This window comes from Erwinia sp. LJJL01, assembly GCF_047300805.2.
Lineage (GTDB): Bacteria > Pseudomonadota > Gammaproteobacteria > Enterobacterales > Enterobacteriaceae > Erwinia > Erwinia aphidicola.
In genome coordinates, this window is the sequence record NZ_CP178576.1 from 1,679,216 (window position 1) to 1,702,878 (window position 23,663).

The window sequence follows — 23,663 nt, forward strand, 5'->3', positions numbered from 1 at the left end:
TGTCATACCCCTCTTAGCTGCACAGGTTTACCCTGCTGGACTGAAGCGATGCAGGCCAGCGCCACTTGCAGCGCGTTACGCGCGTCTTCACCGCTGGCACGCGGGGTCTCACCCGTGGCGGCACAGCGCACAAACTCGGTCAGCTCGGCGATATAGGCCTCGGCCAGCAGGTCGGTATCCTGGCGCGAGGTGTCGATGGAGATCCCCGCGGCGCCGTAGCGCACGCAGTTATTCACGTTGATATTGCCCATCTGCAGCATGCCGCTGCTGCCGAACACCTCGGCGCGTACGTCATAGCCGTAAACCGCCTGGAAGCTGGCGTCGGCCACCGCGATGGCCCCGTTATCAAAGCGGATGGTGACCACGGAGGTATCCAGCAGCCCCTTATCTTTAAAATCCGGGCGCACCAGCGCGTCGGCGATGGCGTAAACTTCCACCGCTTTCGCGCCGGGGTTGCAGTGCAGCAGCATGTCAAAATCGTGGATCAGCGTTTCCAGATAAATGGTCCAGGGCGGGATGCCGCTGGGGTCGCGCAGCGGGGCCGGGTCGCGGGTCAGCGAGCGGATCAGCTGCGGGGAGCCGATATCTCCGGCCTTGATCTCGGCCAGCGCCGCAGCAAATCCGCGGGCAAAACGGCGGTTAAAGCCGACCTGCAGCACCACACCTGCCTGTTTTGCCGCATTGATGCCGTGGTCAGCCTCTTCCAGCGTGATAGCCATCGGCTTTTCGCAGAACACATGTTTACCGGCGCGCGCTGCCGCCGCGACCAGCTGCGCGTGGGTCCGTGCCGGAGTGGCAATCAGAACCGCATCAATCTCCGGGTCGTCGAGCATCGCCTGCGGTTCACTGTAATACTTGCCCGCGCCAAGCTGCTCTGCCAGGCGTTGAGCCGCCCCCGTAACCGGGTCCGCCACCGCCGCCAGTACCGCTCCCGGCACCTTCTGCGCCAGCGAAGCGGCATGGAAGCTCCCCATGCGCCCGGCGCCAATTAATCCCACTCGTACGCTGTTATCTGTTGCTGACATCGTGATTTCCCTCTGGTTGATTCGCCTGCTGATGCGGCTTTAACAGACATAAGCAAACGCTATGCCAGAGTGCAGAGTCCCGCGCTGCGCGCGTTTCTCTGTCTGCCTCGCTCACAGAATGAACATAAAAAAAACATGTCAACTTTACATGTCGATAAAATGGACATTCCAATAGCGGGGAGAACACGATGAATCGACCAGAACTCGCCGGCGTCATTCAGGCTGAATATGATGGCAAGATGAGCCTGCCGGAAGGAAAGGAGGCCAGCCGCTGGGACAGCCTGCTGGAGCAGGCATGGCAGGATTTTAATCACGGTGAGCAGCCGGAATTCCTGCGCCCTGAGGTGCTGCGCTCCTGGCAGAGCAGCCGCGCCGCTGGAATTCATCCCGCGCACTTCGCCTACCGCTCTCCCCCGGAGGCGAAGCTGAAGCAGATCCTGGCGGAGAACGGGGAACTGATCGCGGTGGCGGGCAGCATTATGGAAAATCTGCTGGCGTATAACCCGGACGGCCACATTAATCTGACCGATGCGCAGGGCGTGACGCTCTCCTGCTGCGGGCGCGATCTCACCCCGGTCGGCAGCATCCTGCGCGAGTCTGAGCTTGGCACTAACTGCACCGGCCGCTGCCTGGAGCAGCAGCGGTTGGTCTATCTGCTGAGCGGCGAAAACTGGAAAATCGCCCTGCGCGAGCGCCATCTGCAGTGCGCCGCCGCCCCGATCCGCGATGCCGAAGGCCGCATGATCGGAGTGCTGACGCTGACCGCCAGCCAGGATAACTTTCACTATCACACCCTCGGCACCGTGCAGGCCGCCGCCGAAGCGGTTGGACAGCAGCTGATCCTGCGCGCGCTGCTGGCGGAGCAGAAGTCGATCCTCGAAACGCTTAACGAAGGGGTGATCGTGCTGGATCGGCGCGGGACGATCAAAACCATTAACCGCTATGCGCGCCAGATCTTCCACCGCGGGGTGCGCGCCGGGCAGCCGGTGGATGAGGTGCTTAACCCGGAGAACGCCCGCCTCGCCAGCATGACCTTCTGCAATGACCGCGAGGTGGTGTTTGTGCCGGCAGACAATCAGCGCGTCTCCTGCCTGGTGTCGGTGATGCCTGCACCGGGCGGCGGCAGGGTGATCGCCCTGCGGGAGAACCAGCGCATCCGGGCAATTACCCGCCGGGTGATGGGCACCAGCGCCAGCTACACCTTCGAGATGCTGTGCGGCAGCGCCCCGGCGCTACAGGCGGCGATGGATAAAGCGCGCAGCTGCTGCCGCAGCGACAGCACGGTACTGCTGACCGGCGAAAGCGGCACCGGCAAAGAGCTGTTTGCTCAGGCTATCCACAACGACAGCCCGCGCAGCGGTGAGTCGTTCATCGCCGTTAACTGCGGCGCGCTGCCGCGGGACCTGGTGCAGAGCGAGCTGTTTGGCTATGCCGACGGTGCATTTACCGGCTCGCGCCGCGGCGGTGCCGCCGGCAAGTTTGAACTGGCGGAGGGCGGGACGCTGTTCCTCGATGAGATTGGCGATATGCCGCTGGAGGCTCAGACCAGCCTGCTGCGCGTGCTGCAGGAGAGTGAAGTGGTGCGCATCGGCGCGTCGCAGCCGATCGGGGTCAACGTGCGTATTATTGCCGCCACCAACTGCAACCTGATCAACGCGGTGGAGAGCGGCGCGTTCCGCCGCGACCTTTACTATCGGCTGAATGTGATTTCGATTGCGATCCCGGCCCTGCGCGAGCGCAGCAGCGATATTCCGGCGCTGACCGAGTGGTTCCGCGAGAAGGTCTGCACCCAGCTGAAAAAGGTCAACGTGCAGTTCACCGCCGGGGCGATGGACGCCCTGACCCGCTACGACTGGCCAGGCAACGTGCGCGAGCTGGAAAATATTGTTGAGCGGGTGATCAATATGAACAATGGGCTGTTTATTGACGTGCAGGACCTGCCGGATGAGGTGACGCAGCGCGCGCAGCCGGGCAGTGCCAGCCGTCATGAACCGCAGCCGGCGGCCAGGCTCGACGCCCACGAGCGGGCGCATATCATCACCATGCTCGACTCGCTGAACGGCAACCTGCGCCAGGCGGCTCAGTTAATGGGGCTGTCACGTGCCGGATTATATAATAAACTCAAGAAGTACCAGATTAGCGCCGATGAGTTCCGCCGCTGACCTTTATCATACCCAAAATAATTCAGGTTGCAGGAAGGCGGCAAAGCTGTGAGTCCCCAGGAGCATAGATAGCTATGTGACTGGGGTGAACGGCTGTAGCCAACGCACCTGCAGCTTGAAGTATGAAGGGTATATTTCCCTGTAAATTGACTGAGTGCTTATGTGGTTTGAACATTTCGATATTGCCATCATCCTGCTGCAAATCGTGCTAATTGACCTGCTGCTGGGCGGCGATAATGCCGTGGTGATTGCCATGGCCTGCCGCAAGCTGCCGCCGCAGATGCAAAAGAAGGCGATTATCCTCGGCACGCTGGGGGCGATTGTTGCCAGGGTGATTCTGCTAGTGATTGCCGTGCAGCTGCTGGCGGTGCCGTGGCTGAAGATTGTCGGCGCGCTGCTGCTGCTGTGGATTGGCTTTAAGCTGGTGGCGAACGAAGAAGAGGAAGCGCACGTCGCCAGCGACAGCCGCCTGTGGAAAACCGTGCTGACCATTACCATGGCCGATGTGGTGATGTCGCTGGATAACGTGCTGGCGGTGGCCGCAGCGGGTAAGGGCAATGTCTGGCTGGTGTCGTTCGGCGTGCTGATCAGCATCCCGATTATCGTGATGGGCAGTAAGCTGGTGCTGACGCTGCTGGGGCGCTTCCCGTTTATCGTCATCGTCGGCGGCGCGCTGATTGGCTGGATAGCCGGCACCATGCTGGTGAGTGACCCGGCGGCGCTACGCTATACTGCGGCTATCCCTTATATCCACTGGATTGCCGGTGCGGTGGGCGCCCTGCTGGTTGTGGCGTTCGGCGCCGTCAGCAACCGACGCCGGGCAATGTCGTAGGGGGCGACCCGTGCCGATGGTTGGCACTGTGCTAGCGGGCTGACCGAAACAGAGGGTCAGCCCCTACAAATGCCAGGGCAACCCGTGCCGATCCCAAATGCCGGGGCGACCGGTGCCGATCGGCGAATAGCGTTAAATTTTCTCTTTGCGCGACATACTGTCCAGGTAACCCATCACAAACGCCGACAGCACGAAGGTCAGGTGGATAATCACATACCACATCAGCTTGTTATCCGGGATATTCTTCGCATCCATAAACACCCGCAGCAGGTGAATGGATGAGATCGCCACAATCGAGGCCGCCACTTTGTTCTTCAGCGAGCCGGAGTCCATCTTGCCCAGCCAGTTAAGCTTCTCTTTGTGCTCGCCAATATCCAGCTTCGAGACAAAGTTCTCATAGCCGGACAGCATCACCATCACCAGCAGGCCGCCGACCAGCGTCATGTCGATCATCGAAAGCAGCACCAGCACCATGTCATTTTCCGACATCTCCAGCACGTGCGGCAGCAGGTGGAACAGCTCCTGGAAAAACTTAATGGCGAGCGCCACCAATCCCAGCGACAGCCCGAGGTAAATCGGTGCCAGCAGCCAGCGCGCAGAGTAAATCAGGTTTTCGACGAAACGTTCCATAGCATCCAGTTCGCAATTCAACAGGGCGCACAGTATAGCCGATGCAGTATGAACTTTTTCAAGACGCGCGCTGATAAACAGCGGAATTTAAGCGATTTTACGTTCTCAGGAGCGTGACTCCTGCCCTTCCTGCACGTCGTCAGGGGGCAGCAGGTCGTTAATCGGGCGCATCACCTTTTGCAGCTGGCGCTCGTAGCTGAAAGGCGTGTCGGCCTGGGTGCTGGCCGCTGAGTGGTTGATCCCTTCGGCGGCCTGAGCGGTGGCACAAGCGCTGAACAGCGCGACGACGATGGCTGATTTAACAAGCTGTTGCATGATTTTCCCGAACTTAATGGTACTGACGGTGCTGGATACGGTAATCGCGCGGGGTCACGTTGAAGTGCTTTTTAAACACCCGCTGGAAACACTGCTGGGATGAGAAACCGAGATCCATCGAAATGGTCATAATGCTTTTGGTCGAGCTGACCAGACACTGCGCGGCCTGGTCGAGGCGGCGGCTGCGAATAAACGTCGCCAGGGTAATGCCTTTCTGCTCTTTAAATGCCCGCTGCAAATGCCACTTTGAGTAGCCAGATTTCGCCGCGACCGCCTCAATGTTGAGGCCCTCTTCCAGGTGATCGTCAATCCAGTCAACGATGACGTCGACAATTTCATGTTTCATTATGGATACTCCGCGATGATAGGCGACAGAAAGCGCCCACTCCTGCCTTACCCCTCATACTTCAAGCCGCAGGTGCGTTGGCTACAGCCGCCTGCCTGCACGCGAATTGTTTTGGGTAAAACGGAACAACAAGTTAGTTATTTTATTGATTTAGATAGTTTTTATAGCGATATGAAAAAAATGAAAGAACATATCAAATAATTATGGAAGGGATATTAGGTGAAGGATTAAAATAGTTCAAATAGATAATATGAATCTCCAATTATAGGATTCAACTATATGTCAGCCATGATGGATCTCAACCTGGTGCGGGTGTTTATCGCCATCTTTGAAACGCAAAGCGTCAGCGCCGCCGCTAACAGACTGTTTATCACCCAGCCCTCGGCCAGCTACGCGCTAGCCCGGCTGCGGGATGAAACGGGAAATGAGCTGTTTAAGCGCAGCCGCAAGGGGATGCTGCCCACCCCGGTCGCCAGCCAGCTCTATGCGGTATTTAAGAAGTCGCTAAGCGGGATAGAAAAAGCGGTGGCGGATACCCGTAGCTTCACCCCGGAAACATCTTTTCACAAATTCACCCTCGCGCTGTCCGATCTCGGGGAGCTGCTGCTGCTGCCACGGCTGGTAAAGCACCTGCGTGAAATTGCGCCCAACGTGCGCCTTGAAGTGATCCCCGTCGAGATGCGTAAGCTGGATGAGTGGCTGCTAACCGGGAAAATCGACGCGGCGCTGTGCAGCCGCAACGAGACGATTTCGCTGGCGCAGCGCGACCGCATTATGGATGAGCGCTATGTCTGCCTGCTCAACACGGCGCATCCGCGCATCGGCAACACGCTCTCCCTGCAGCGCTATCTGGAAGAACAGCACATTATCGTGTCAACCATCAGCGGGCATTACATGGTGGAGGAGCGCATCCGCGAGTACGGTTTTGAACGCAAAATCGCGCTGGAAGTGCCGCATTTTGCGGCGTTAGGCGAAGTGATTGCCGCCACCGAGCTGCTGGTGACGCTGCCGACCAGCGCGGCGAAGATTTACGTCGCGCGCGGCAACGGGCGCATTATCGAGCTGCCGTTTGAGCTGCCAAATCTGGAAGTTTACCTGTATGGCCATACCGAGATTGGCGATATCACCGCCAAAACCTGGTTCTACGACCTGCTGAAAAACGTCAGCCCGCAGCTGATGGTGCGTTAATCGTGGCGCATCGGGCCACGGCTCCAGTAAGCCATAAAGCTAATGCACTCCGGTGACAGGCCGCGTTCGCCAATCAGATAGCGACGCAGCTGCTTAACGGCGCTGGATTCGGCGGCCACCCAGCCGTGGAAGCGCTTGTCGCCGCTGTCGGCGCGATCCCAGAGGATATCGCCATCCTGCTCCTCATGCAGTTCGCCGCGCACCAGCGCACTTTCCGGCAGCTTAACCTGCTGCTTTACCGCGCTCAGCAGCGCTTCGCCGTGCGATGCCCCACTCTCTTCACGCGGCAGCCAGTGGACCTCGGCAAACCGATAGTGGCTGAGATCGACGCAGTCGCCGCGTTTCGGCATTTCAAGGAACAGCTGCAGCTGCGGCGGGTTCTGCCACCCGGCAAGCTGTTCGAGGATCGCCCTGGCCGCCGGCAGCGCGGTTTCATCCGCCACCACCAGCGCGCGCTCCACCTCCGGATGCGGGTCCCACTCATAGCCGCCGCTGCTGGTTGGACAAGCGCGGTTGGGCGCCACCAATTGCAGCGCCGCGCCCGGCTCGGCGTTTAGCGCCCAGGCAGACGCCGGGCCTTCGGTGCCGTGCATCACAAACTCCACCTCAACTTCACCCGCCCCGGCATTGAGGTGACGAAGGGTGTAGGTACGGGCAATCGGGCGCGTCTCCTGCGGCATCGCGCGCACTTTTTCCCACCAGGTCTTCTCGCCCTCATCGGTCAGCGTGGCAGGCGTGCCGTTGATCGACGGGAACAGCAGCTTGATGCGCTGGTCCGGCGCGTCCAACTTCATCTGGCGCACCTCGTCACCGCTGAACACACAGCGCAGCATCGAAGGAGAGAGTACCTGCTTGCGTGCCAGTACTACATTGAACAAGCGATAACCCTGAACATCCGCCATAAATCCGCCCTTAAACCGGTAAGCCGTGCGCGGCACAGCGCGCATAAGTTGCCCAAGAATAGCAAAGCCAAATGATAATGAGAATGAGTATGAGGTTCTTTACATGCAGCAGAAGCAGAGAAGCGATTGATCCGCGCAGGAAAAAGCGTCAGTTTAGGGGTTTGAGTTCTGCACGCGGAGTACGCCGATGTCCCTGACCCTTCTGACGCAGCTGGCCGATATCCCGGCCAGTCAGTGGGATGCCCTGACCCCGAATGCCCAGCCGTTTATGCGCCACGCCTTTTTATCGGCGCTGGAGGAGAGCGGCTCGGTCAGCCGTGCCACGGGATGGCAGCCGCAGCATCTGCTGTGGTGCGAGGGGGATAAGGTGCTGGCGGCGATGCCCGGCTATGCCAAAACCCATTCGATGGGCGAATACGTCTTCGACCACGCGTGGGCCGAAGCCAGCCAGCGGGCGCGTATTCCTTATTATCCCAAGTGGCTGTCGGCGGTGCCGTTCAGCCCGGTCAGCGGCGCGCGCCTGCTGGGGAATGAGCACGCGGGCGCCCTTCTGCTGCAGGCGCTGCCGCAGTTTCTTGAACAGCAGGCGCTGTTCAGCGCGCATATCAACTTTAGCGATGCGCGCGTGCATCAGCATTTAGCCGGTGATGAACGCTGGCTGCCGCGCCTGGGCTGCCAGTACCACTGGCACAACCGCGGTTTTCGCGACTTTCAGGACTTCCTCGATCTGCTGACCTCACGCAAGCGCAAACAGCTGCGCAAAGAGCGCGAGCTGGTCGCCAGCCAGGGCGTGGAGTTTGCCTGGTATGAGGGCGCGCAGCTGAGCGAGGCGCAGTGGGATTTTATCTACGACTGCTACGCCAACACCTACCTCGTACGCGGTCGCCAGCCCTATCTCACGCGGCTGTTCTTCAGCCTGCTGGCGCAAAGCATGCCCGCGGCCATCCGCGTCATCATTGCCAGCCAGCACGGCGACCCGGTGGCGATGGCCTTCAGCCTGGTGGATGGCGATACCTTCTACGGCCGCTACTGGGGCTGTCTGGAGGAGTTCAACCGCCTGCACTTTGAAACCTGCTTCTGGCAGGGGATGGAGTACGCCATCGCCCACGGTTTGCAGCGCTTTGATGCCGGGGCGCAGGGCGAGCATAAGCTGATCCGCGGGTTTGAACCGGTCCTGACCGAGTCGTGGCATCGGCTGCGCCACCCCGGCCTGCACGATGCGGTAGCCGACTTTCTTCAGCAGGAGCGCGACGGCGTGCGCGCCTGGGCGGAAGAAGCGCGTTCAGCGCTGCCGTGGCGTCAGTCCCTGGCGTAAATAGAATCGTACTAAGGATAATCTGGTAATATTTTTTGCAGAATAAGAATAACGCCAGACTGGTGTCTTATTCTGCTGATTTATTTTATTAACGCTGGCCCTGCCATGATGCAAAAAACTTCCCGGAATATACTTTAGTGGATTGTATCCATTCACGTTATATTCACTGGGAAATAAGATGCCAGCTAAAAAACCTGCCAGTCCTGCCAGTAATGAAGCCGTCACTGCTGCCACCAGCGGAAACAGTCTGAAGGTTTATGACACCAGCGGCAAAGCGATAGAGTTTGGCAAAGTGGTGATGGAACTCACTTCAGCCACCGGCGGCAATAGTGCCGTCACCACCTGCCGCACCGTGGCCGACCTGCGCCAGACCGAACCTACCGCCGTCGGTGAGCTCGCGGTGGTTCTGGAGTACAGCGAAAATCATAAAATGGGCGGCGGGGTGTTTGTTTATGATATCAGCGATACCACCACGCCCGATGATAACGGCGTGAATTTCGTCACGGCCAAAGGGGCGCGCTGGAAGCGTGCACTGACCGATCACAACGCCCTGACCGTGGTGGATTTTGGCGCGCTGGCGGACGGTAAAACTGACTGTATCGATGCTGTAAAATATATGTGGGCCTGGTCAAAAAAATATAACCCGGAAATCGGCATTAAATTCCCTGCCGGGAAATTTATGATGTCAAAATTCGATATTTCTGACGTCACCCCGGAAACGCCTAAATTCCGCGTATCGGGCCAGACCGTGACCTTTGGCTATCTGCCTGCCACCACGCTGCTGTCAGATAGAAAAGATGGCGAGGTGATGTTTAAGGTTAAAGCGCGCTATACCGAGATCTCCAGCCTGATTATCGACGGCGAAAATAACAAAGCTAAAAATACTAAGGGGTTCTATCAGAATATCGTCGAAGCCGGCCAGTTCGTCCGCGTCTCCTGCGTGATGTTCTATAACATGGGCGGCAAATCCATCAGCATGCTCGACACGCTCGACTGTAAGATCGACCAGTGGTACGCCCGCGACTGCTATGACTCGGTGATCCACGCCACCTGGTCTGATAATCCCCAGGGGAAATGGGATCACATCACTGCCATTGAGCTGACCAACTTCAATATTCAGCGCAGTAAAGAAAAACCGGCGATCGACCTGCAGCGCTCCGGGCAGTCATTTATCTGGAATGGCTGGATTGAGCACTCGGACGATCCGGGCACCATTGCCAACGGCCACTGGACGATTAACGGGCTGAACATTGAAACCTGTAAAGCGCCGCTGAAGTGCCATTACAGCCGCATTATCAACCTGCAGCACAATGAACAAAATAATAAGGATGCCGAGGGCAAGGCCTTCACCGCTATGGATTTTTCTCAGAGCGGAGATCGTTGGGAGGCAATATCGCTCTATGAGCAGGGTGATGTGCGTATTGAAAACCACGGCGTCAGAATTAACGGCTCGCTGAATTATCAGTATCTGACCTCGCCCGACCGGATGTTTAACAGCGGCAACGATGAGAAATGGTTTTATGTCGGCGAGCTGCTGCTGACGCAAAACTCCTTCCAGGCGCATCTGCGCGTCATCGGCTCTGCCACCTTTACCAAGCAGGATGTCCCGCAGCTTGGCTTCAGTGAAAACACCGCCGAGGGCGCTGCGGATATCTTTATCCAAAAGGTCACGCGCGGGTTTATCTCCAGCTGGTCCGGTCAGGGAGCCAGCCCGGTGAAGCGGGTGATGTTGCAGGCGGGCAGCAGCAGCTCGCACACGAAGCTGTATGTGAAGCTGGCCAAGCTCTCTAACGTGGTCGCTCTGTTGGATACCAACGCCAACGACCGCTATACCGGTGGCGTGCACTTTATGTTTAACAAAGGCTACCGCGCCGCCACCCCGGAGGAGAGCGCCACGCTGGAAGCGGCGCTGACCGACACCAATGTCTATCACCAGCACTGGGTGGGTAATAACAGCGTGGGCTTTGGTTTTAATCATGACAACGAGCTGCTGCTGCAGGGCAAGACGCTGGCGAGCACCCAGACGGGTACGGCTAATAAGGTGCTGAAGGTCTACGTTAACGGCGTGGCTTACGGCCTTGAGCTGAAACCGTTGATATAGACGGATAAATCGTAGGGGTCGGGCATGCCCGATCCCTTTTCACTCTACTCCAACCCTTCCCGGCAGTCCCTGCTATGAGCAGAATCGTACTAAGGTTATTCTGGTAAATATTCCAGCCCCAACAAAAATAATGAAACACAACAGTCTCATTTTAAGACATAAGGCAAATATACAGATTTTACCACTGCATTAACCCTGGCCCTGACGTATCGGTGACATTTTCTACGAATATACTTTAAAGGTTTTTACCTGTTCACCTTCCACTTTGCCGGGGTACCTTATGTCAGAGAATACGACCCGCTCTAACGATACGAATGGCACCATTCCTACCTCTATCATCACCTGTAAAACCATGGAAGATCTGCGCACCACTGAGCCCACCGATATGGGCCAGATGGCGATGGTACTGGAGTATAAACAAGGCTATAAAATGGGCGGCGGGCTGTTTGTTTACGATATGGTTGATACCACCACCCCGCACGATCACGGCGTCAATATTAAGACGCCGAAGGGAAAAATCTGGAAGCGCGTACTCACCGATCACAACGAAGTGACCGTAGTCCATTTCGGCGCGCTGGCGGATGGTAAGACCGACTGTAAACAGGCGGTAGAGTGGATGTGGGCTTGGTCGAAGCGCGTCAACCCGACCCTCGGCATCAAATTCCCAGCCGGCAAGTTTATGCTGTCGAAATTCGATATCTCTGCCGCAGAGGTACCAAAGTTTCGCGTGGCGGGCGAACACGTAAACTTCGGTTATTACCCCTCCACTGAATTAGTCTCAGATAAAAAAGATGACGTGATGTTTACCGTCAAAGCGCGCTATATGGAAGTCTCCAGCCTGATTATCGACGGCGAAAGTAAAGACGGCGCACGTAACACCAAAGGCTTCTTTAAAAACATTATTCCCGGCGGCCAGTTTGTGCGCGTCACCAGCGTGATGTTTTACAACATGGGCGGCCGCTCGCTCGATCTGGTCGACACCCTCGACTGTAAAATCGACCAGTGGTACGCCCGCGACTGTACCGGCACCGTGGTTTACGGCCACTGGTCCGGGCAGGTGCAGGGCAAATGGGACCATATCACCGCCATTGAGCTGTGCAACTTCAATATCCAGCGCAGCACCGGCCCGAATCCCGCCATCGATCTGCAGCGTGCCGGGCAGTCGGCAATCTATAACGGCTGGATCGAGCACACCGAATATCCCGGTAATATCTCCTACGGCCAGTGGAGCATCGAAGCTTTTAACCTGGAGACGTGCCCGAACCCGATGCGCTGCTACCGCGCGCGCATCGTCAATCAGCAGTTCAACGTGCAGGCAGGCAAGGGCTTCGATTTTGACGATGCCACCGGTATCGAAGAGTGGCCGGAGATGTCCGTTTATGAGCAGGGTCATGTCGACATTGAAAACCACGGAATTAAAATCACCGGCTCGCTAAATTACGATTATCTCACCACGCCGGGCACCGAGCGTATGGATAACCGCAGTGACAAGGAGAAGTGGTTCTACGTTGGGGAGCTGTTCTTCTCCCATAACACCACCCAGGCACGCATTCGTATTATCGGCTCGGCGTTTTACAGCGCGATGCCTACCACCCAGATTGACGCCACGGAACGCACCGCCGAAGGGGCAGCCGATATCTTCCTGCAAAAAACCGGGGATAAAAGCTACATTGCCACCTGGTCCGGTCAGGGCTCCTGCCCGGTGACGCGCGTGCTGTTACAGCCCGGAACCTCGGGTGAAAAAACTAAGCTGTTCGTCAAGATTGCGGTGTATACCGGGTTCTGTAGCGCCATTCTGGAGACCAACTCCCTCGACCGCTTCAGCGCCGGGGTACACTTTATGTTTGATAAAGCCTATCGTGCCGCAACTGCCGAAGAGATTGCGCTGCTGGATGCCGCACCGGACACGGCGTTCCACCAGCACTGGCAGGGCCGCCCGGCAGTGGGCTACGGCTTTAATAACGACAATGAGCTGCTGATGCGCGGCAAGGTGCTGAATAATGACCAGTTTAATGCATCGACTAAGCATCTGAAGGTCTACGTCAACGGCGTGGCTTACGGGCTGGAACTGAAACCTTACAAAGGCTGATGGCCAGGGGCGAGGCATGCCTCGCCCCTACCGGTTGAATAAACATCGTAGGGGTCAGGCATGCCTGACCCGCGGTGACGGTATCAATCCGATGCTACAGCACCTTCGCCACGAAACGCCGGGTGCGTGGGCGAGGCATGCCTCGCCCCTACGGGCTGATGTGCGGGTCGAGTGTAAAAAGGTTGCTCCTTACTCCTCGCCGACAAATCCGCCGGTCTGGTGCCGCCACAGGCGCGCATACAGGCCACCTTTCGCCAGCAGCTCGCTGTGGCTGCCGATCTCAACAATCCGTCCCTGCTCCAGCACCACCAGCCTGTCCATACGGGCAATGGTCGACAGACGGTGGGCAATGGCGATCACCGTTTTACCGCCCATCAGCGTTTCCAAGCTCTCCTGAATCGCCGCTTCCACTTCGGAATCCAGCGCCGAGGTAGCCTCATCCATAATCAGGATCGGTGCATCCTTCAGCAGCACGCGTGCGATGGCGATACGCTGTCGCTGGCCGCCGGAGAGCTTCACGCCGCGCTCGCCAACGTGCGCGTCCAGCCCGGTGCGCCCCAGCGAATCCGACAGCAGCGGAATAAATTCGTCGGCTTTCGCCTGATGGATCGCCTGCATCAGCTCCTGCTGGGTCGCATTTGGGCGGCCGTACAGCAGGTTGTCGCGAATGGAGCGGTGCAGCAGCGAGGTATCCTGGGTGATCATGCCGATCTGCGCGCGCAGGCTCTCCTGGCTGACGTCGGCAATATTCTGGCCGTCAATCACAATGCGCCCGCCGTTGAGGTCATACAGGCGCAGCAGCAGGTTGACCAGCGTCGACTTCCCGGCGCCGGATGGGCCAATCAGACCGATTTTCTCACCGGGGCGAATGGTCAGCTGCAGATCATCAATCACCCGGCGCTCGCCGCCGTAGTTAAAGCGGATAGCGTCAAAGTGGATCTCGCCCTGATTGACCTTGAGCGCCGCGGCGTTGGCTTTATCGCGCACCTTGACCGGCTGCGCGATGGTCGACAGCCCGTCCTGCACCATGCCGATATTCTCGAAGATGCCGTTCACCACCCACATAATCCAGCCGGACATATTGACGATGCGGATCACCAGCCCGGTCGCCAGCGCAATCGCCCCGACGCTAAGCAGCGACTGCGTCCACAGCCACAGCGCCAGCCCGGTGGTACTGACGATCAGCAGGCCGTTCAGCGTGGTGATCACCACGTCCATATTGGTCACCATGCGTCCCTGGCTGCGGGTTTTCATCGTCTGGTCGTCAATCGCCTCGCGCGCGTGCTGGCGCTCCAGGTCGCTGTGGGCGAACAGCTTTAGCGTGGTGATATTGGTGTAGCCGTCGACGATGCAGCCCATCAGGCGCGAGCGCGAATCACTCGACGCCACCGAGCGCGCTTTAACGCGCGGCACAAAATAGCGCAGACACAGAACGTAGCCGATAATCCAGATAATCAGCGGAATCGTCAGCCGCCAGTCGGCTTCGGCAAACAGCACCAGCGTGGTGACGGCGTAGATCACCACGTGCCACAGAGCATCCACCGCCTGCACTGCCGAATCGCGCAGCGCGTTACCGGTCTGCATAATGCGCTGGGCGATGCGCCCGGCGAAGTCACTCTGGAAGAAGTTGAGGCTCTGACGCAGCACGTAGTTATGATGCTGCCAGCGGATCATACTGGTCATGCCGGGGTTGATGGTCTGGTGTACCAGCAGGTCGTGCAGGCCGATAAACAGCGGGCGGAAGATGAGGGCCACCACCACCATCCACAGCAGCTCGCCGCCGTGGTCGCTGAAGAAGGTGGCTGCCGGTCCGGCATTGACCAGGTCGATAATGCGGCTGAGGTAGCGGAACAGCGCCACTTCAATCAGTGACGCCACCAGGCCAATCACCAGCAGCAGCGCGAAGCTTTGCCACACCTGGCGCAGATAAAAGCGATAGAACGCCCACAGACTATCCGGCGGCGTGTCGGCGGGGGCATCCCTGAAGATGTCGATCATCCTTTCAAAACGGCGATACAGCATAAAGCAGGCTCACTTATACGGCAGAAAACCTTCAGCTTAGTGCATTCCTGTGACGCGGGTCGACCGGAACAAATGGTCGACCCCTACGATTCGTGGCAACTTCAGCATCAATACGCGCTGACCGGACCAAATTGTCGCCCCCTACCGTTCGTGGCAACCTCGCCTTTGTAGGGGCTGACCCTCTTTTTCGGTCAGCCCTCTGTCGACGCCACCACCACTAAACGCTCGCCGTACTTCGCCCGATGCTTCAGCGCCGGGGAGGCCTCGGTAATAATCATCTCGATATCCGACAGCGGGCAGACGTGCGCCAGTGCGCGATAGCCCATTTTGCTGCTGTCGACCAGCACCACGGTCTTTTCCGCCGCCTGGATCATCGCCTTCTTCACCGGGATTTCGACGGTGTTGATATTGGTCACGCCACTGTCGAAATGCACCCCTTCGGCGCCGAGGAACGCCCAGTCAACGTGCAGGCTGTTGATCTTATCCACCGTCTCCTGGCCGATCAGCGTATAGACGTTGTTCAGCATCATGCCGCCGGCGACGTGAATGGTGATGCCCGGGCAGGAACTGAGCGCCACCGCCGTCAGCACATCATTGGTCACTACCGTCAGGTTGCGTTTATCGCGCAGCGCCAGCGCCAGCTCGTATACGCTGGAGCCATTATCCAGAATCAGCGACTGGCCGTCGCGCACCAGGCTGGCGGCATGGCGGGCTATCGCCACCTTCGCCGGGTTGTTCATCTGGTGACGCACGCTCCACGGGGTATCGAGATTGCTTTCCGCAACCGCCATCGACGGCAGCAGCCCGCCGTGGGTGCGCATCACCTGGCCGGTCTTCTCCAGCTGCGCGAGGTCGCGGCGGATGGTGGAGCTGTCAACGCCAAACTGCTCCGACAGCTCGGCGGCGTTCAGATAACCTTTTTCCCTGATCATCTCAACAATCTGTAATCGTCTTTGTGACGCGCTCATGTGTCCTTCCCGTTACGATAATTGCACGCTTTCATGCACATACTGTACGAACAATGCGCAAATGTCAGTATAGCAGACAAATTTACGGCAAAAAAATAAGCAATTGCGCGAAAATTGCACATTGACTGCACGAATTCGTGCAGCTATGTTTAATTCATCAGCAACATTAACGGGGAGTGAGTATCAATGACCGCAACAGTGCTCAGCGAATACGAAAAAGATATTGAGCAGCAGGTTGATGCGCTGCGCGATCAGCTGGCCAGCCAGCTGCCTGCGCAGCTCAACAGCCTGGATCTGAATAGCTACGATCGTATCGTTCTGGCGGGCATGGGATCCTCGGATTATGCGCTGATCCCCGTCGAGCGCGAACTGATCGCGCGCGGTTACCCGGTGTGGCGCATTGACGCCGGGCGGCTGCTGGATATGCCGCAGCTGGTCACCGCCGACAGCCTGCTGTGGGTAACCTCACAGTCGGGGATGAGCGGTGAAGTGGTGGCGCTGCTGGAGAACGTCAGCGCAGCGAAAACGCTGATTGGCGTGACCAACGATGCCGCCAGCGCCCTGGCGCAAAAAGCCGATGTGCAGGTGCTGCTGCACAGCGGGCCGGAGGCCACCGTCAGCGCCAAAAGTTATCTCAATACGCTGGTCGCCAGCTACCGCGTGCTGTACGCCCTGACCGGGCGCGACGAAAAAGATCTGCTGGCCGCGGTGCAGGCTGTTTTGCCCGCTATCGCCCACATTATCGGCCAGCGTGACGGGGTGCAGCAGCTGAGTGATGCTCTGCTGAAAGATGACAACCCGCGCGTGGCGATGGTCGGCATCGGTGCCGATGCGGCCACCGCGCTGACCGGCGCGCTGATCACCAAAGAAGCGTCCAAAGTGGCGGCAGAGGGCTTTATCGGCGGGCAGTTCCGCCACGGCCCGATGGAAACCTCGGGCGCCGGTATGCTGGCCCTGCTGTTTGGTGACGGCAGCGACAGCACGCTGAATACTCTGGCGGCTGACCTGCGCCAGAACGGCACGCTGGTGACCAGCGTCGGGCCGGTAGCCTATGGCGACAGCGTGCATCTGCCCACCCCCGCTGAACCGCTGCCGCGCTTACTCTGTGCAATGCTGTGGGTCCAGCATCTGACCGTCACGCTGGCGCGTGGCAACGGTCGGGTGCCGGGTGAGTTCCTCTACGGCCAGAAAATAACGGTAAAAATATGACAACTTCTGACGCGACTTCTCTCAAAGCAGGCATTGATATCGGCGGTACCGGTACGCGCATTATTATGCTGGCCGGAAAGCGTGAAATCGCGTCAGAAACCGTACCGACCGCATGGTTCGCCACCCTGCCCGCCTGGCAACGCGCCGGAGCGCTGGCGGATAAAGTGCGCCAGCTGGTGCCGGCGGGCCAGCGTATAGCCAGCCTCGGCATTGGCGCCAGCGGCCCGGTGAATATGCGTACTGAAGTGATTGAAAATCAGGATACGCTGGCCTGCTTCTCCGGCTTTCCGCTGGTGGCCCAGCTGCGCGAGCTGCTCGCGGTTCAGGTCGCCATTGATAACGATGCGGTAGCGGCGGCGCTCGGCGAGTTTCATCTCGGCGCCGGCCAGGGCAGCGGGCGCATGTTAATGGTGACGCTCGGCACCGGCATTGGCGTGGCGATGCTGGAGGGCGGAACGCCGTTTCGCAACGTCGACGGCAGCCACCCGGAAGCCGGCCATATCCCGGTATCGGACGATCCGGTCGTCTGCTACTGCGGCCTGCAGGGCTGCTGGGAAATGCTGGCCTCGCGCGGCTGGCTGCAGCAGGCACTGACGGCGGCACTCCCCGATCTGCGCTGGGACGCCACCCTCAGTGAGCGCATCGCCACGCTGTGCGCGGAGAACGCGCGCGTCAGCGGCATTCTGTATCAGTACGGTCAGATTGTGGGCCGCGGGTTAAATACCCTGCTGGCGCTGTACGGCCCGGATGTCACGGTGCTCAGCGGCAGCGCAGCCACGCTGTTTCCGCATTTTCAGGGAGGAATGGAGAAAGCGCTGGCGCGCGCCAGTGGTTATGCGGTTAACAAGCATATTATTCCATCTTCTCTGGGCGATGCGGCGGGCGCGCTCGGGGCGGCGATACTGCCAACACTTAGGGGAACCCGCCAACCATAATAAGCAAGACCTATAAGACACACTGATAATTAAGTATTTTAATTGAGTTATTTACGATAATAATAAATGTCTGAGCCGCTGACGTTTTACGGCTCAGCCATTTCATTGTTCCAGGCGAATAAGACCGTATATCTGACGCTTCCTTATCAAGGTTAAATGGAGAGTAAGTAATGAATAGCCGTTCTGCCATGTGTGTAATGACTCTGCTTGCTCTGAGCGCCTCCGGTGCCGTCTCAGCAAAAACGCAACTCAATGCCCTGTTTATGTCGCAGGCCGCCTACAGCGAAAGCGACGTGCGCGCCATGACCAGCGATTTCGAAAAAGCCCACCCTGACGTCAGCGTTAACCTCGAATTTGTGCCGTATGAAGCCCTGCACGATAAAATCATCGCGGCACGCGGGGCGGGCAGTAACGGCTATGACGTGGTGCTGTTCGACGATATGTGGCCCGCTGAATTTGCCAAATTTGGCCTGCTGAAAGATATCACCAGCACGGTCAGCGCCGACGAGAAAGGCAAAGTGTTTGACGGGGCCTGGAGCACGGTAAGCTGGGATAAAAAACTGTGGGGCATGCCGTGGATCCTCGATACCAAATACCTGTTCTATAACAAAGCAATGCTGGCTAAGGCCGGGATTGCCAACCCGCCCACCAGCTGGGCGCAGGTGATGGAGCAGTCGAAAATCCTGCAGGATAAAGGCATCGTCAAATATCCGCTGGTGTGGAGCTGGTCGCAGGCCGAAGCGCTAGTGTGCGACTACACCACGCTGGTTTCCGCATTCGGCGGCCAGTTCTATCAGAACGGCAAGCTCAACTTCAGCGATCCCGGCTCGGTGAAAGCCGTCACCTTTATGAAAGAGTCGCTGGATAAAGGCGTGACGAACCCGAACTCACGTGAATATCTGGAAGAGGACGTGCGCAAAGTGTTCTCCAACGGCGATGCCGCTTTCGCGCTGAACTGGACCTATATGTACAACATGGCCAACGATGCGAAGCAGAGCAAAGTCGCGGGCGAGGTCGGGATCGTTCCGGCGCCATCGGAAATGCCGGGCAAGGTAGCAGCGATGAACGGCTCGATGGGGCTGGGCGTGACGCAGGCCAGCGCGCATCAGGGTGAGGCGCTGGCGTTTGTGCGCTACCTGACCTCGCAGCCGGTGCAGGATAAATACGCCAAACTCAGCCTGCCTATCTGGAAGTCTTCATACGACGACCCGGCGGTGCAGAAAGGCCAGGAGCCGCTGATTGCCGCGGCGAAAAAATCCCTTGATGTGATGCTGATGCGGCCGATTACCGCGGACTATTCACGCCTGTCTAACGGCCTGCAGCAGCAGCTGCAGCAGGTATTACAGGGCCAGCAGACGCCGCAGTCGGCGATGGATGCCGTTACCAAAAGCGCGTCACGTCTACATTAAGAGGTCTTGATGCTCAGTCTGCAACACCGTGAGCAACGTCAGGCGTGGGTGCTGCTGGCACCCATGCTGATCGTCATGGGCCTGCTGACCGCCTGGCCGCTGCTGCGCACTATCTGGCTCAGCTTTACCGATGCTGAGCTGATTGGCAGCGGCGGCCAGACCGGTTATATCGGGCTGGACAACTACCTCTACGCTCTCACCGACCCGGATTTTCTGGCGTCTATCGGCCGCACGCTCTACTTCACCGTGCTGTCAGTGGCGCTGGAGGGCATTATCGGCGTGCTGGTGGCGCTGCTGCTTAATCAAAAATTCCGCGGTCGCAGCGTGCTGCGCGTGCTGGTGATCCTGCCGTGGGCGCTGCCTACCATCGTCAACGCCATGATGTGGCGGCTCAACTTCAACCCCGATTACGGCAGCATCAATGCCCTGCTGACCCAGCTGCATATTATCGACAGCTATCGCAGCTGGCTGGGTTCGCCGGATTCGGCGCTGAATGCGGTGATGCTGGCGGACGTATGGAAAAACTACCCGCTGGTGACGCTGCTGGTGCTGGCCTCCATGCAGTCGATCCCCGGGGACCTGTATGAAGCGGCGCGGCTTGACGGCGCTTCCGCGTGGCGGCGTTTTCGTGCCATCACTTTTCCGGCCATCGTCGGCGCGCTGAGCGTGGCGCTGATCCTGCGCACCATCGACGCGTTTAAAATCTTCGACATTATCTACGTGATGACGCGCGGCGGCCCGGTCGACAGCACCAAAACCCTCAGCTTCTATGTCTATCAGGAGTCGTTCAGCTACCTGCGCGCGGGCAGCGGCGCGGCTTACGCCATTCTGATGACCCTGATGTGCAGCGTACTGATCGCCATTTACATGGCGCTGCTTTATCGCCAGCGCCGCAGGAGCTTCGCCGATGAAACGTAAACTGCGCCGTATTGGGCTGTATGCCGCCGCCGTGCTGCTGGGGGTGTCGATCCTCGGGCCGATGCTGTGGCTGTTTCTGATGAGCGTCAGTTCCAACAGTGACCTGGCGCGCATTCCGCTGGCGTGGCTGCCGCGCCAGTGGGACTTCAGCCGCTACGCCGCGCTGCTGTCGCTGCAGCCGGGGCAGCCCGGCGAACTGTTCTTGCATGCGCTCGGCAACAGCCTGCTGGTGGCCTGTTTTGCCACGCTGATTTCGCTACTGCTGGCGATCCCGGCGGCGTTCAGCTTCTCGCGCTACCCGGGGCGCGACGGCTGGCTGATGGCGTCGCTGGCGATTTACATGGTGCCGCCGGTCGCCTTCGTCCTGCCGCTCTACTTCGTGCTGCAACAGCTCGGCCTGCTGAACACCCACCTCGGGCTGGTGCTGGTTTACTGCTCGCTGATCCTGCCGTTCCTCACCTGGATGCTAAAAAACCAGTTTGATGCGCTGCCGCGTGATATCGAACAGGCGGCGCGCCTCGACGGGCTGCGCTTTTGGCAAGTGCTGCTGCGCATTACGCTGCCGCTGGCGAAGCCGGTGCTGGGCGCCTCGGCGCTGTTCGGCTGGCTGCTGGCGTGGGATGAGTTTTTCTATGCGCTGCTGTTCACCAGCAATATCAGCGCGCAGACGCTGCCGGTGACCATCGCCGGATTTACCGCCGGGCGCGCCACCGATGACGGACTGATCGCCGCCGTCGGTATTCTCGCCTCGCTGCCGCCGCTGCTGATCGCCATCTGGCTGCAAAAAAGCCTGGTCGGCGGCCTGGCCAACGGCGGCAGTAAAGGTTAACGACAAACACCCGGTTGCGCAGGGGTCGGGCATGCCCGATCCGTACTAAAGGTTAACGACAGACACCCGGTTGCGCAGGGGTCGGGCATGCCCGACCCGTACTAAAGGTTAACGACAGACACCCGGTTGCGTAGGGGTCGGGCATGCCCGACCCCTACTAAAGGTTAACGACAGACACCCGGTTGCGTAGGGGTCGGGCATGCCCGACCCGTACTAAAGGTTAACGACAGACACCCGGTTGCGTAGGGGTCGGGCATGCCCGACCCGTACAGGGCCAAACAACCCGTACAGGGGCAAGGTGGCACAATTATCATGACGGGAACAGACTATGGCACGCGTTGAACTGGTGAAAGTCGCCAAACATTACGGCAAACAGACCGTATTACAGCCGCTCGATCTGACCATCGAAGACGGCAGTTTTACCGTGCTGGTTGGTCCCTCCGGCTGTGGGAAATCGACGCTGCTGCGCCTGCTGGCCGGGCTGGACACGCTGTCTGACGGCGCGATCCTGCTGGATAACCGTCAGATCAACGATCTCGATCCGGCGGATCGCGACATTGCGATGGTGTTTCAGAGCTACGCGCTCTATCCGCATCTGACGGTGGCCGAGAACCTGGCGTTTCATATGCAGGTCAAGCGGGTAAAACGCGACGAGCAGCAGAGCCGCATCGCGCGCATCGCTGGCATTCTCGGTATCGACAAGCTGCTGAACCGCTACCCGCGTGCGCTCTCCGGCGGCCAGCGTCAGCGCGTGGCGATGGGGCGGGCGATGGTGCGTAATCCGCAGGTGTTTCTGTTCGATGAACCACTGTCGAATCTGGATGCCCAGCTGCGTATGGAGCTGCGCGCCGAAATTAAATCGCTGCATCAGCGCTTTAAAACCACCATGGTCTACGTCACCCACGATCAGGTCGAGGCGATGACGCTGGCAGACCAGATCGTGGTGATGCGCGACGGCGTGATTGTGCAGCAGGGTAAACCGCTGGAGATTTACGACCGCCCGGTAAATACCTTTGTCGCGCGCTTTATCGGTTCGCCGCCGATGAACCTGCTGCCCGGCGAGCTGGAAACGCGTGGCGGCCAGCCCGGCGTGCACTGCAACGGGCTGTGGTTTGCGCTGCCGCAGCGCTGGCACGCGGCCGCGGAACGTCAGGGCGCTCAGCCGGTGATCGTCGGGCTGCGCGCCCACGATTTTGCGCTGGCCGCCGATTCTCCGTATCCTGCACGCCTTAAAGTGCTGGAAGTTACCGGTGAAGCCAGCCTGCTGCACGTTGACTGGCAGGGTTTTCCGCTGCACGTCCAGCTCAATGGCCGCGTCGATTTGCAGCCGGGCGACTCCCCGCATCTCGCCATCAACCCCGATAAAATTCATCTGTTTGATGCACAAAGCGGTGCGCGGCTGGTTTAAGCATCGCCATTAACCCGGGCGAGGCATGCCTCGCCCCTACGGGATAGGTGGCATCGTGTAGGGGTCGGGCATGCCCGACCCGTTTTTATTTAATGGGGTAAAACATGGAACGTCTGGAATGCGATCGGATGTTTGTCGCGGTGCTGGAGCTGGGCAGCTTTGCCAGGGCCGCCGCCCGCCTGGGCACCAGCAGCGGACAGGCATCAAAACTGGTTTCACGCCTGGAGAGCGAGCTGGGGGTGCAGCTGCTGAAGCGCAGCACGCGCGCACTGTCACCGACCGAAGTCGGCCAGGCGTATTATTCCCAGGTGAAAAACCTGCTCGACGAGTGGGATGCGCTCGACGCCTCGGTGCGCCATGCGGCGGGCAAACCCTCGGGCCGCATCAAGCTCAGCGCGCCGATCACCTTCGGTGCCAGCCAGCTTGCTCCGCAGCTTGTTGCCTTTGCGCAGGAGTTCGCCGATATCGAACTGGACGTCAGCTTCTCCGACCGGGTGGTGAATATCGTCGATGAAGGCTTTGACGTGGCGCTGCGCATCGGCAGGCTGAGCGACAGCAGCCTGATAGCCCGCCGCCTGTGTGATATGCGCGTGGTTATCGCCGCCAGCCCTGCCTATCTGCAGCAGCACGGCACGCCGGACGACCCTCAGCAGTTAAGCAATCATCACTGCATTATCGACACCAACTTTCGCGATCCGCACAACTGGCCATTTGGCAGCGGCGGCGCGACGGTGGCGGTCAGCGGTCGCCTGTACTTCTCCAACGCCGAAGCCTGCCTGACGGCGGCCGTTAGCGGGCTGGGCATTGCCAGGCTACCGACCTTTATCGCCGGCCCGGCCCTGAGCGCAGGCACCCTGCTGCCGCTGCTGCCCGCCAGCGAAATCCCGCCACTCGGCCTGTATGCTGTCTATCCGCCCGCCCGCCACCTTGCCCATAAAGTACGGGCGCTGATCGACTTTCTGGTCAGCCGTTACGCCGGGCAGCCGACGTGGGATCGGGACTGGTGATTCCTTCCATATCGGAAGGAATATTTGCAATTTTGACGGGATAATCGGCATAA

At 59.0% G+C, this 23,663-nt stretch carries 20 protein-coding genes; 13 read left to right on the top strand and 7 right to left on the bottom strand.

Annotation, left to right across the window (positions count from 1 at the left end; translation table 11 throughout):
* Window positions 1-2 precede the first annotated feature (2 nt).
* Window positions 3-1,025, bottom strand: a complete 1,023-nt coding sequence (locus ACLI4M_RS08715) for a Gfo/Idh/MocA family oxidoreductase (protein ID WP_133622472.1) — start codon at window positions 1,023-1,025, stop codon at window positions 3-5.
* A 188-nt stretch (window positions 1,026-1,213) separates the two neighbouring features.
* Here ACLI4M_RS08715 and ACLI4M_RS08720 point away from each other — a divergent pair, with 188 nt between their 5' ends.
* Complete coding sequence (locus ACLI4M_RS08720) at window positions 1,214-3,187, top strand: sigma-54-dependent Fis family transcriptional regulator (RefSeq protein ID WP_133622471.1); 1,974 nt, start codon at window positions 1,214-1,216, stop codon at window positions 3,185-3,187.
* Window positions 3,188-3,347: 160 nt separating this feature from the next.
* Window positions 3,348-4,019 (top strand): TerC family protein, encoded by a 672-nt coding sequence (locus ACLI4M_RS08725; protein ID WP_048917795.1) that lies wholly within the window; start codon window positions 3,348-3,350, stop codon window positions 4,017-4,019.
* A gap of 132 nt (window positions 4,020-4,151) precedes the next feature.
* Here the strand turns inward: ACLI4M_RS08725 and ACLI4M_RS08730 are convergent, their stop codons facing one another.
* From ACLI4M_RS08730 to ACLI4M_RS08740, 3 genes are all read right to left on the bottom strand, one after another.
* Window positions 4,152-4,649, bottom strand: a complete 498-nt coding sequence (locus ACLI4M_RS08730) for a TIGR00645 family protein (RefSeq protein ID WP_048917796.1) — start codon at window positions 4,647-4,649, stop codon at window positions 4,152-4,154.
* Window positions 4,650-4,754: 105 nt separating this feature from the next.
* Window positions 4,755-4,964, bottom strand: a complete 210-nt coding sequence (locus tag ACLI4M_RS08735) for a hypothetical protein (RefSeq protein ID WP_133622470.1) — start codon at window positions 4,962-4,964, stop codon at window positions 4,755-4,757.
* A gap of 13 nt (window positions 4,965-4,977) precedes the next feature.
* A complete protein-coding gene (locus ACLI4M_RS08740; RefSeq protein WP_048917798.1) occupies window positions 4,978-5,310 on the bottom strand; it encodes a helix-turn-helix domain-containing protein in 333 nt (110 codons plus the stop codon).
* A gap of 279 nt (window positions 5,311-5,589) precedes the next feature.
* On the opposite strand from ACLI4M_RS08740, the gene ACLI4M_RS08745 reads away from it, so the two are divergent.
* The gene (locus ACLI4M_RS08745; RefSeq protein WP_099753337.1) at window positions 5,590-6,498 is read left to right on the top strand and encodes a LysR family transcriptional regulator; all 909 of its coding nucleotides are present in this window, start codon (window positions 5,590-5,592) and stop codon (window positions 6,496-6,498) included.
* Here ACLI4M_RS08745 and ACLI4M_RS08750 read toward each other — a convergent pair.
* Window positions 6,495-7,400, bottom strand: a complete 906-nt coding sequence (locus tag ACLI4M_RS08750) for a siderophore-interacting protein (protein WP_133622469.1) — start codon at window positions 7,398-7,400, stop codon at window positions 6,495-6,497. The genes ACLI4M_RS08745 and ACLI4M_RS08750 overlap by 4 nt on opposite strands.
* Before the next feature lie 187 nt (window positions 7,401-7,587).
* On the opposite strand from ACLI4M_RS08750, the gene ACLI4M_RS08755 reads away from it, so the two are divergent.
* From ACLI4M_RS08755 to ACLI4M_RS08765, 3 genes are all read left to right on the top strand, one after another.
* Window positions 7,588-8,715 (top strand): GNAT family N-acetyltransferase, encoded by a 1,128-nt coding sequence (locus ACLI4M_RS08755; protein ID WP_133622468.1) that lies wholly within the window; start codon window positions 7,588-7,590, stop codon window positions 8,713-8,715.
* 178 nt (window positions 8,716-8,893) lie between these two features.
* Window positions 8,894-10,816, top strand: coding sequence for a hypothetical protein (locus ACLI4M_RS08760; protein WP_133622467.1), 1,923 nt, complete (start codon window positions 8,894-8,896; stop codon window positions 10,814-10,816).
* Window positions 10,817-11,096: 280 nt separating this feature from the next.
* Window positions 11,097-12,905 (top strand): hypothetical protein, encoded by a 1,809-nt coding sequence (locus tag ACLI4M_RS08765; protein WP_166643142.1) that lies wholly within the window; start codon window positions 11,097-11,099, stop codon window positions 12,903-12,905.
* 189 nt (window positions 12,906-13,094) lie between these two features.
* Here ACLI4M_RS08765 and ACLI4M_RS08770 read toward each other — a convergent pair whose 3' ends face one another.
* Both ACLI4M_RS08770 and ACLI4M_RS08775 read right to left on the bottom strand, forming a co-directional pair.
* The gene (locus ACLI4M_RS08770; protein WP_048916875.1) at window positions 13,095-14,927 is read right to left on the bottom strand and encodes an ABC transporter ATP-binding protein; all 1,833 of its coding nucleotides are present in this window, start codon (window positions 14,925-14,927) and stop codon (window positions 13,095-13,097) included.
* Window positions 14,928-15,118: 191 nt separating this feature from the next.
* The gene (locus ACLI4M_RS08775; protein ID WP_133622466.1) at window positions 15,119-15,895 is read right to left on the bottom strand and encodes a DeoR/GlpR family DNA-binding transcription regulator; all 777 of its coding nucleotides are present in this window, start codon (window positions 15,893-15,895) and stop codon (window positions 15,119-15,121) included.
* 186 nt (window positions 15,896-16,081) lie between these two features.
* Between ACLI4M_RS08775 and ACLI4M_RS08780 the strand changes: the two genes are divergently transcribed.
* The 7 genes from ACLI4M_RS08780 (at window position 16,082) to ACLI4M_RS08810 (ending at window position 23,610) form a co-directional block, all read left to right on the top strand.
* Window positions 16,082-17,104, top strand: a complete 1,023-nt coding sequence (locus tag ACLI4M_RS08780) for an SIS domain-containing protein (RefSeq protein ID WP_133622465.1) — start codon at window positions 16,082-16,084, stop codon at window positions 17,102-17,104.
* Window positions 17,101-18,039 carry an ROK family protein gene (locus ACLI4M_RS08785; protein WP_133622464.1) on the top strand — a complete coding sequence of 313 codons (939 nt, stop codon included), beginning with the start codon at window positions 17,101-17,103 and terminating at the stop codon, window positions 18,037-18,039. Before ACLI4M_RS08780 ends, ACLI4M_RS08785 begins: the two co-directional genes overlap by 4 nt.
* 188 nt (window positions 18,040-18,227) lie before the next feature.
* Window positions 18,228-19,448, top strand: coding sequence for an extracellular solute-binding protein (locus ACLI4M_RS08790; RefSeq protein ID WP_413449795.1), 1,221 nt, complete (start codon window positions 18,228-18,230; stop codon window positions 19,446-19,448).
* A gap of 9 nt (window positions 19,449-19,457) precedes the next feature.
* Window positions 19,458-20,366, top strand: a complete 909-nt coding sequence (locus ACLI4M_RS08795) for a carbohydrate ABC transporter permease (RefSeq protein ID WP_133622462.1) — start codon at window positions 19,458-19,460, stop codon at window positions 20,364-20,366.
* On the top strand, window positions 20,356-21,195 hold the full coding sequence (locus tag ACLI4M_RS08800; RefSeq protein ID WP_133622461.1) for a carbohydrate ABC transporter permease: 840 nt from the start codon (window positions 20,356-20,358) through the stop codon (window positions 21,193-21,195). The genes ACLI4M_RS08795 and ACLI4M_RS08800 overlap by 11 nt, the downstream gene beginning before the upstream one ends.
* Before the next feature lie 328 nt (window positions 21,196-21,523).
* Entirely contained in the window at window positions 21,524-22,603 is a 1,080-nt protein-coding gene (locus ACLI4M_RS08805) for an ABC transporter ATP-binding protein (protein WP_133622460.1), read from the top strand.
* 104 nt (window positions 22,604-22,707) lie between these two features.
* Window positions 22,708-23,610, top strand: a complete 903-nt coding sequence (locus tag ACLI4M_RS08810) for a LysR family transcriptional regulator (RefSeq protein ID WP_133622459.1) — start codon at window positions 22,708-22,710, stop codon at window positions 23,608-23,610.
* Window positions 23,611-23,663: the final 53 nt, after the last annotated feature.

What these genes read in the sequence shown, in the direction of transcription:
- ACLI4M_RS08770 (WP_048916875.1), bottom strand. Translation starts at nt 14,927, where the DNA reads ATGCTGTATCGCCGTTTTGAAAGGATGATCGACATCTTCAGGGATGCC.
- ACLI4M_RS08715 (WP_133622472.1), bottom strand. Translation starts at nt 1,025, where the DNA reads ATGTCAGCAACAGATAACAGCGTACGAGTGGGATTAATTGGCGCCGGG.
- ACLI4M_RS08765 (WP_166643142.1), top strand. Translation starts at nt 11,097, where the DNA reads ATGTCAGAGAATACGACCCGCTCTAACGATACGAATGGCACCATTCCT.
- ACLI4M_RS08760 (WP_133622467.1), top strand. Translation starts at nt 8,894, where the DNA reads ATGCCAGCTAAAAAACCTGCCAGTCCTGCCAGTAATGAAGCCGTCACT.
- ACLI4M_RS08755 (WP_133622468.1), top strand. Translation starts at nt 7,588, where the DNA reads ATGTCCCTGACCCTTCTGACGCAGCTGGCCGATATCCCGGCCAGTCAG.
- ACLI4M_RS08780 (WP_133622465.1), top strand. Translation starts at nt 16,082, where the DNA reads ATGACCGCAACAGTGCTCAGCGAATACGAAAAAGATATTGAGCAGCAG.
- ACLI4M_RS08785 (WP_133622464.1), top strand. Translation starts at nt 17,101, where the DNA reads ATGACAACTTCTGACGCGACTTCTCTCAAAGCAGGCATTGATATCGGC.
- ACLI4M_RS08800 (WP_133622461.1), top strand. Translation starts at nt 20,356, where the DNA reads ATGAAACGTAAACTGCGCCGTATTGGGCTGTATGCCGCCGCCGTGCTG.
- ACLI4M_RS08720 (WP_133622471.1), top strand. Translation starts at nt 1,214, where the DNA reads ATGAATCGACCAGAACTCGCCGGCGTCATTCAGGCTGAATATGATGGC.
- ACLI4M_RS08775 (WP_133622466.1), bottom strand. Translation starts at nt 15,895, where the DNA reads ATGAGCGCGTCACAAAGACGATTACAGATTGTTGAGATGATCAGGGAA.
- ACLI4M_RS08735 (WP_133622470.1), bottom strand. Translation starts at nt 4,964, where the DNA reads ATGCAACAGCTTGTTAAATCAGCCATCGTCGTCGCGCTGTTCAGCGCT.
- ACLI4M_RS08805 (WP_133622460.1), top strand. Translation starts at nt 21,524, where the DNA reads ATGGCACGCGTTGAACTGGTGAAAGTCGCCAAACATTACGGCAAACAG.
- ACLI4M_RS08795 (WP_133622462.1), top strand. Translation starts at nt 19,458, where the DNA reads ATGCTCAGTCTGCAACACCGTGAGCAACGTCAGGCGTGGGTGCTGCTG.
- ACLI4M_RS08750 (WP_133622469.1), bottom strand. Translation starts at nt 7,400, where the DNA reads ATGGCGGATGTTCAGGGTTATCGCTTGTTCAATGTAGTACTGGCACGC.
- ACLI4M_RS08730 (WP_048917796.1), bottom strand. Translation starts at nt 4,649, where the DNA reads ATGGAACGTTTCGTCGAAAACCTGATTTACTCTGCGCGCTGGCTGCTG.
- ACLI4M_RS08810 (WP_133622459.1), top strand. Translation starts at nt 22,708, where the DNA reads ATGGAACGTCTGGAATGCGATCGGATGTTTGTCGCGGTGCTGGAGCTG.
- ACLI4M_RS08725 (WP_048917795.1), top strand. Translation starts at nt 3,348, where the DNA reads ATGTGGTTTGAACATTTCGATATTGCCATCATCCTGCTGCAAATCGTG.
- ACLI4M_RS08790 (WP_413449795.1), top strand. Translation starts at nt 18,228, where the DNA reads ATGTGTGTAATGACTCTGCTTGCTCTGAGCGCCTCCGGTGCCGTCTCA.
- ACLI4M_RS08740 (WP_048917798.1), bottom strand. Translation starts at nt 5,310, where the DNA reads ATGAAACATGAAATTGTCGACGTCATCGTTGACTGGATTGACGATCAC.
- ACLI4M_RS08745 (WP_099753337.1), top strand. Translation starts at nt 5,590, where the DNA reads ATGTCAGCCATGATGGATCTCAACCTGGTGCGGGTGTTTATCGCCATC.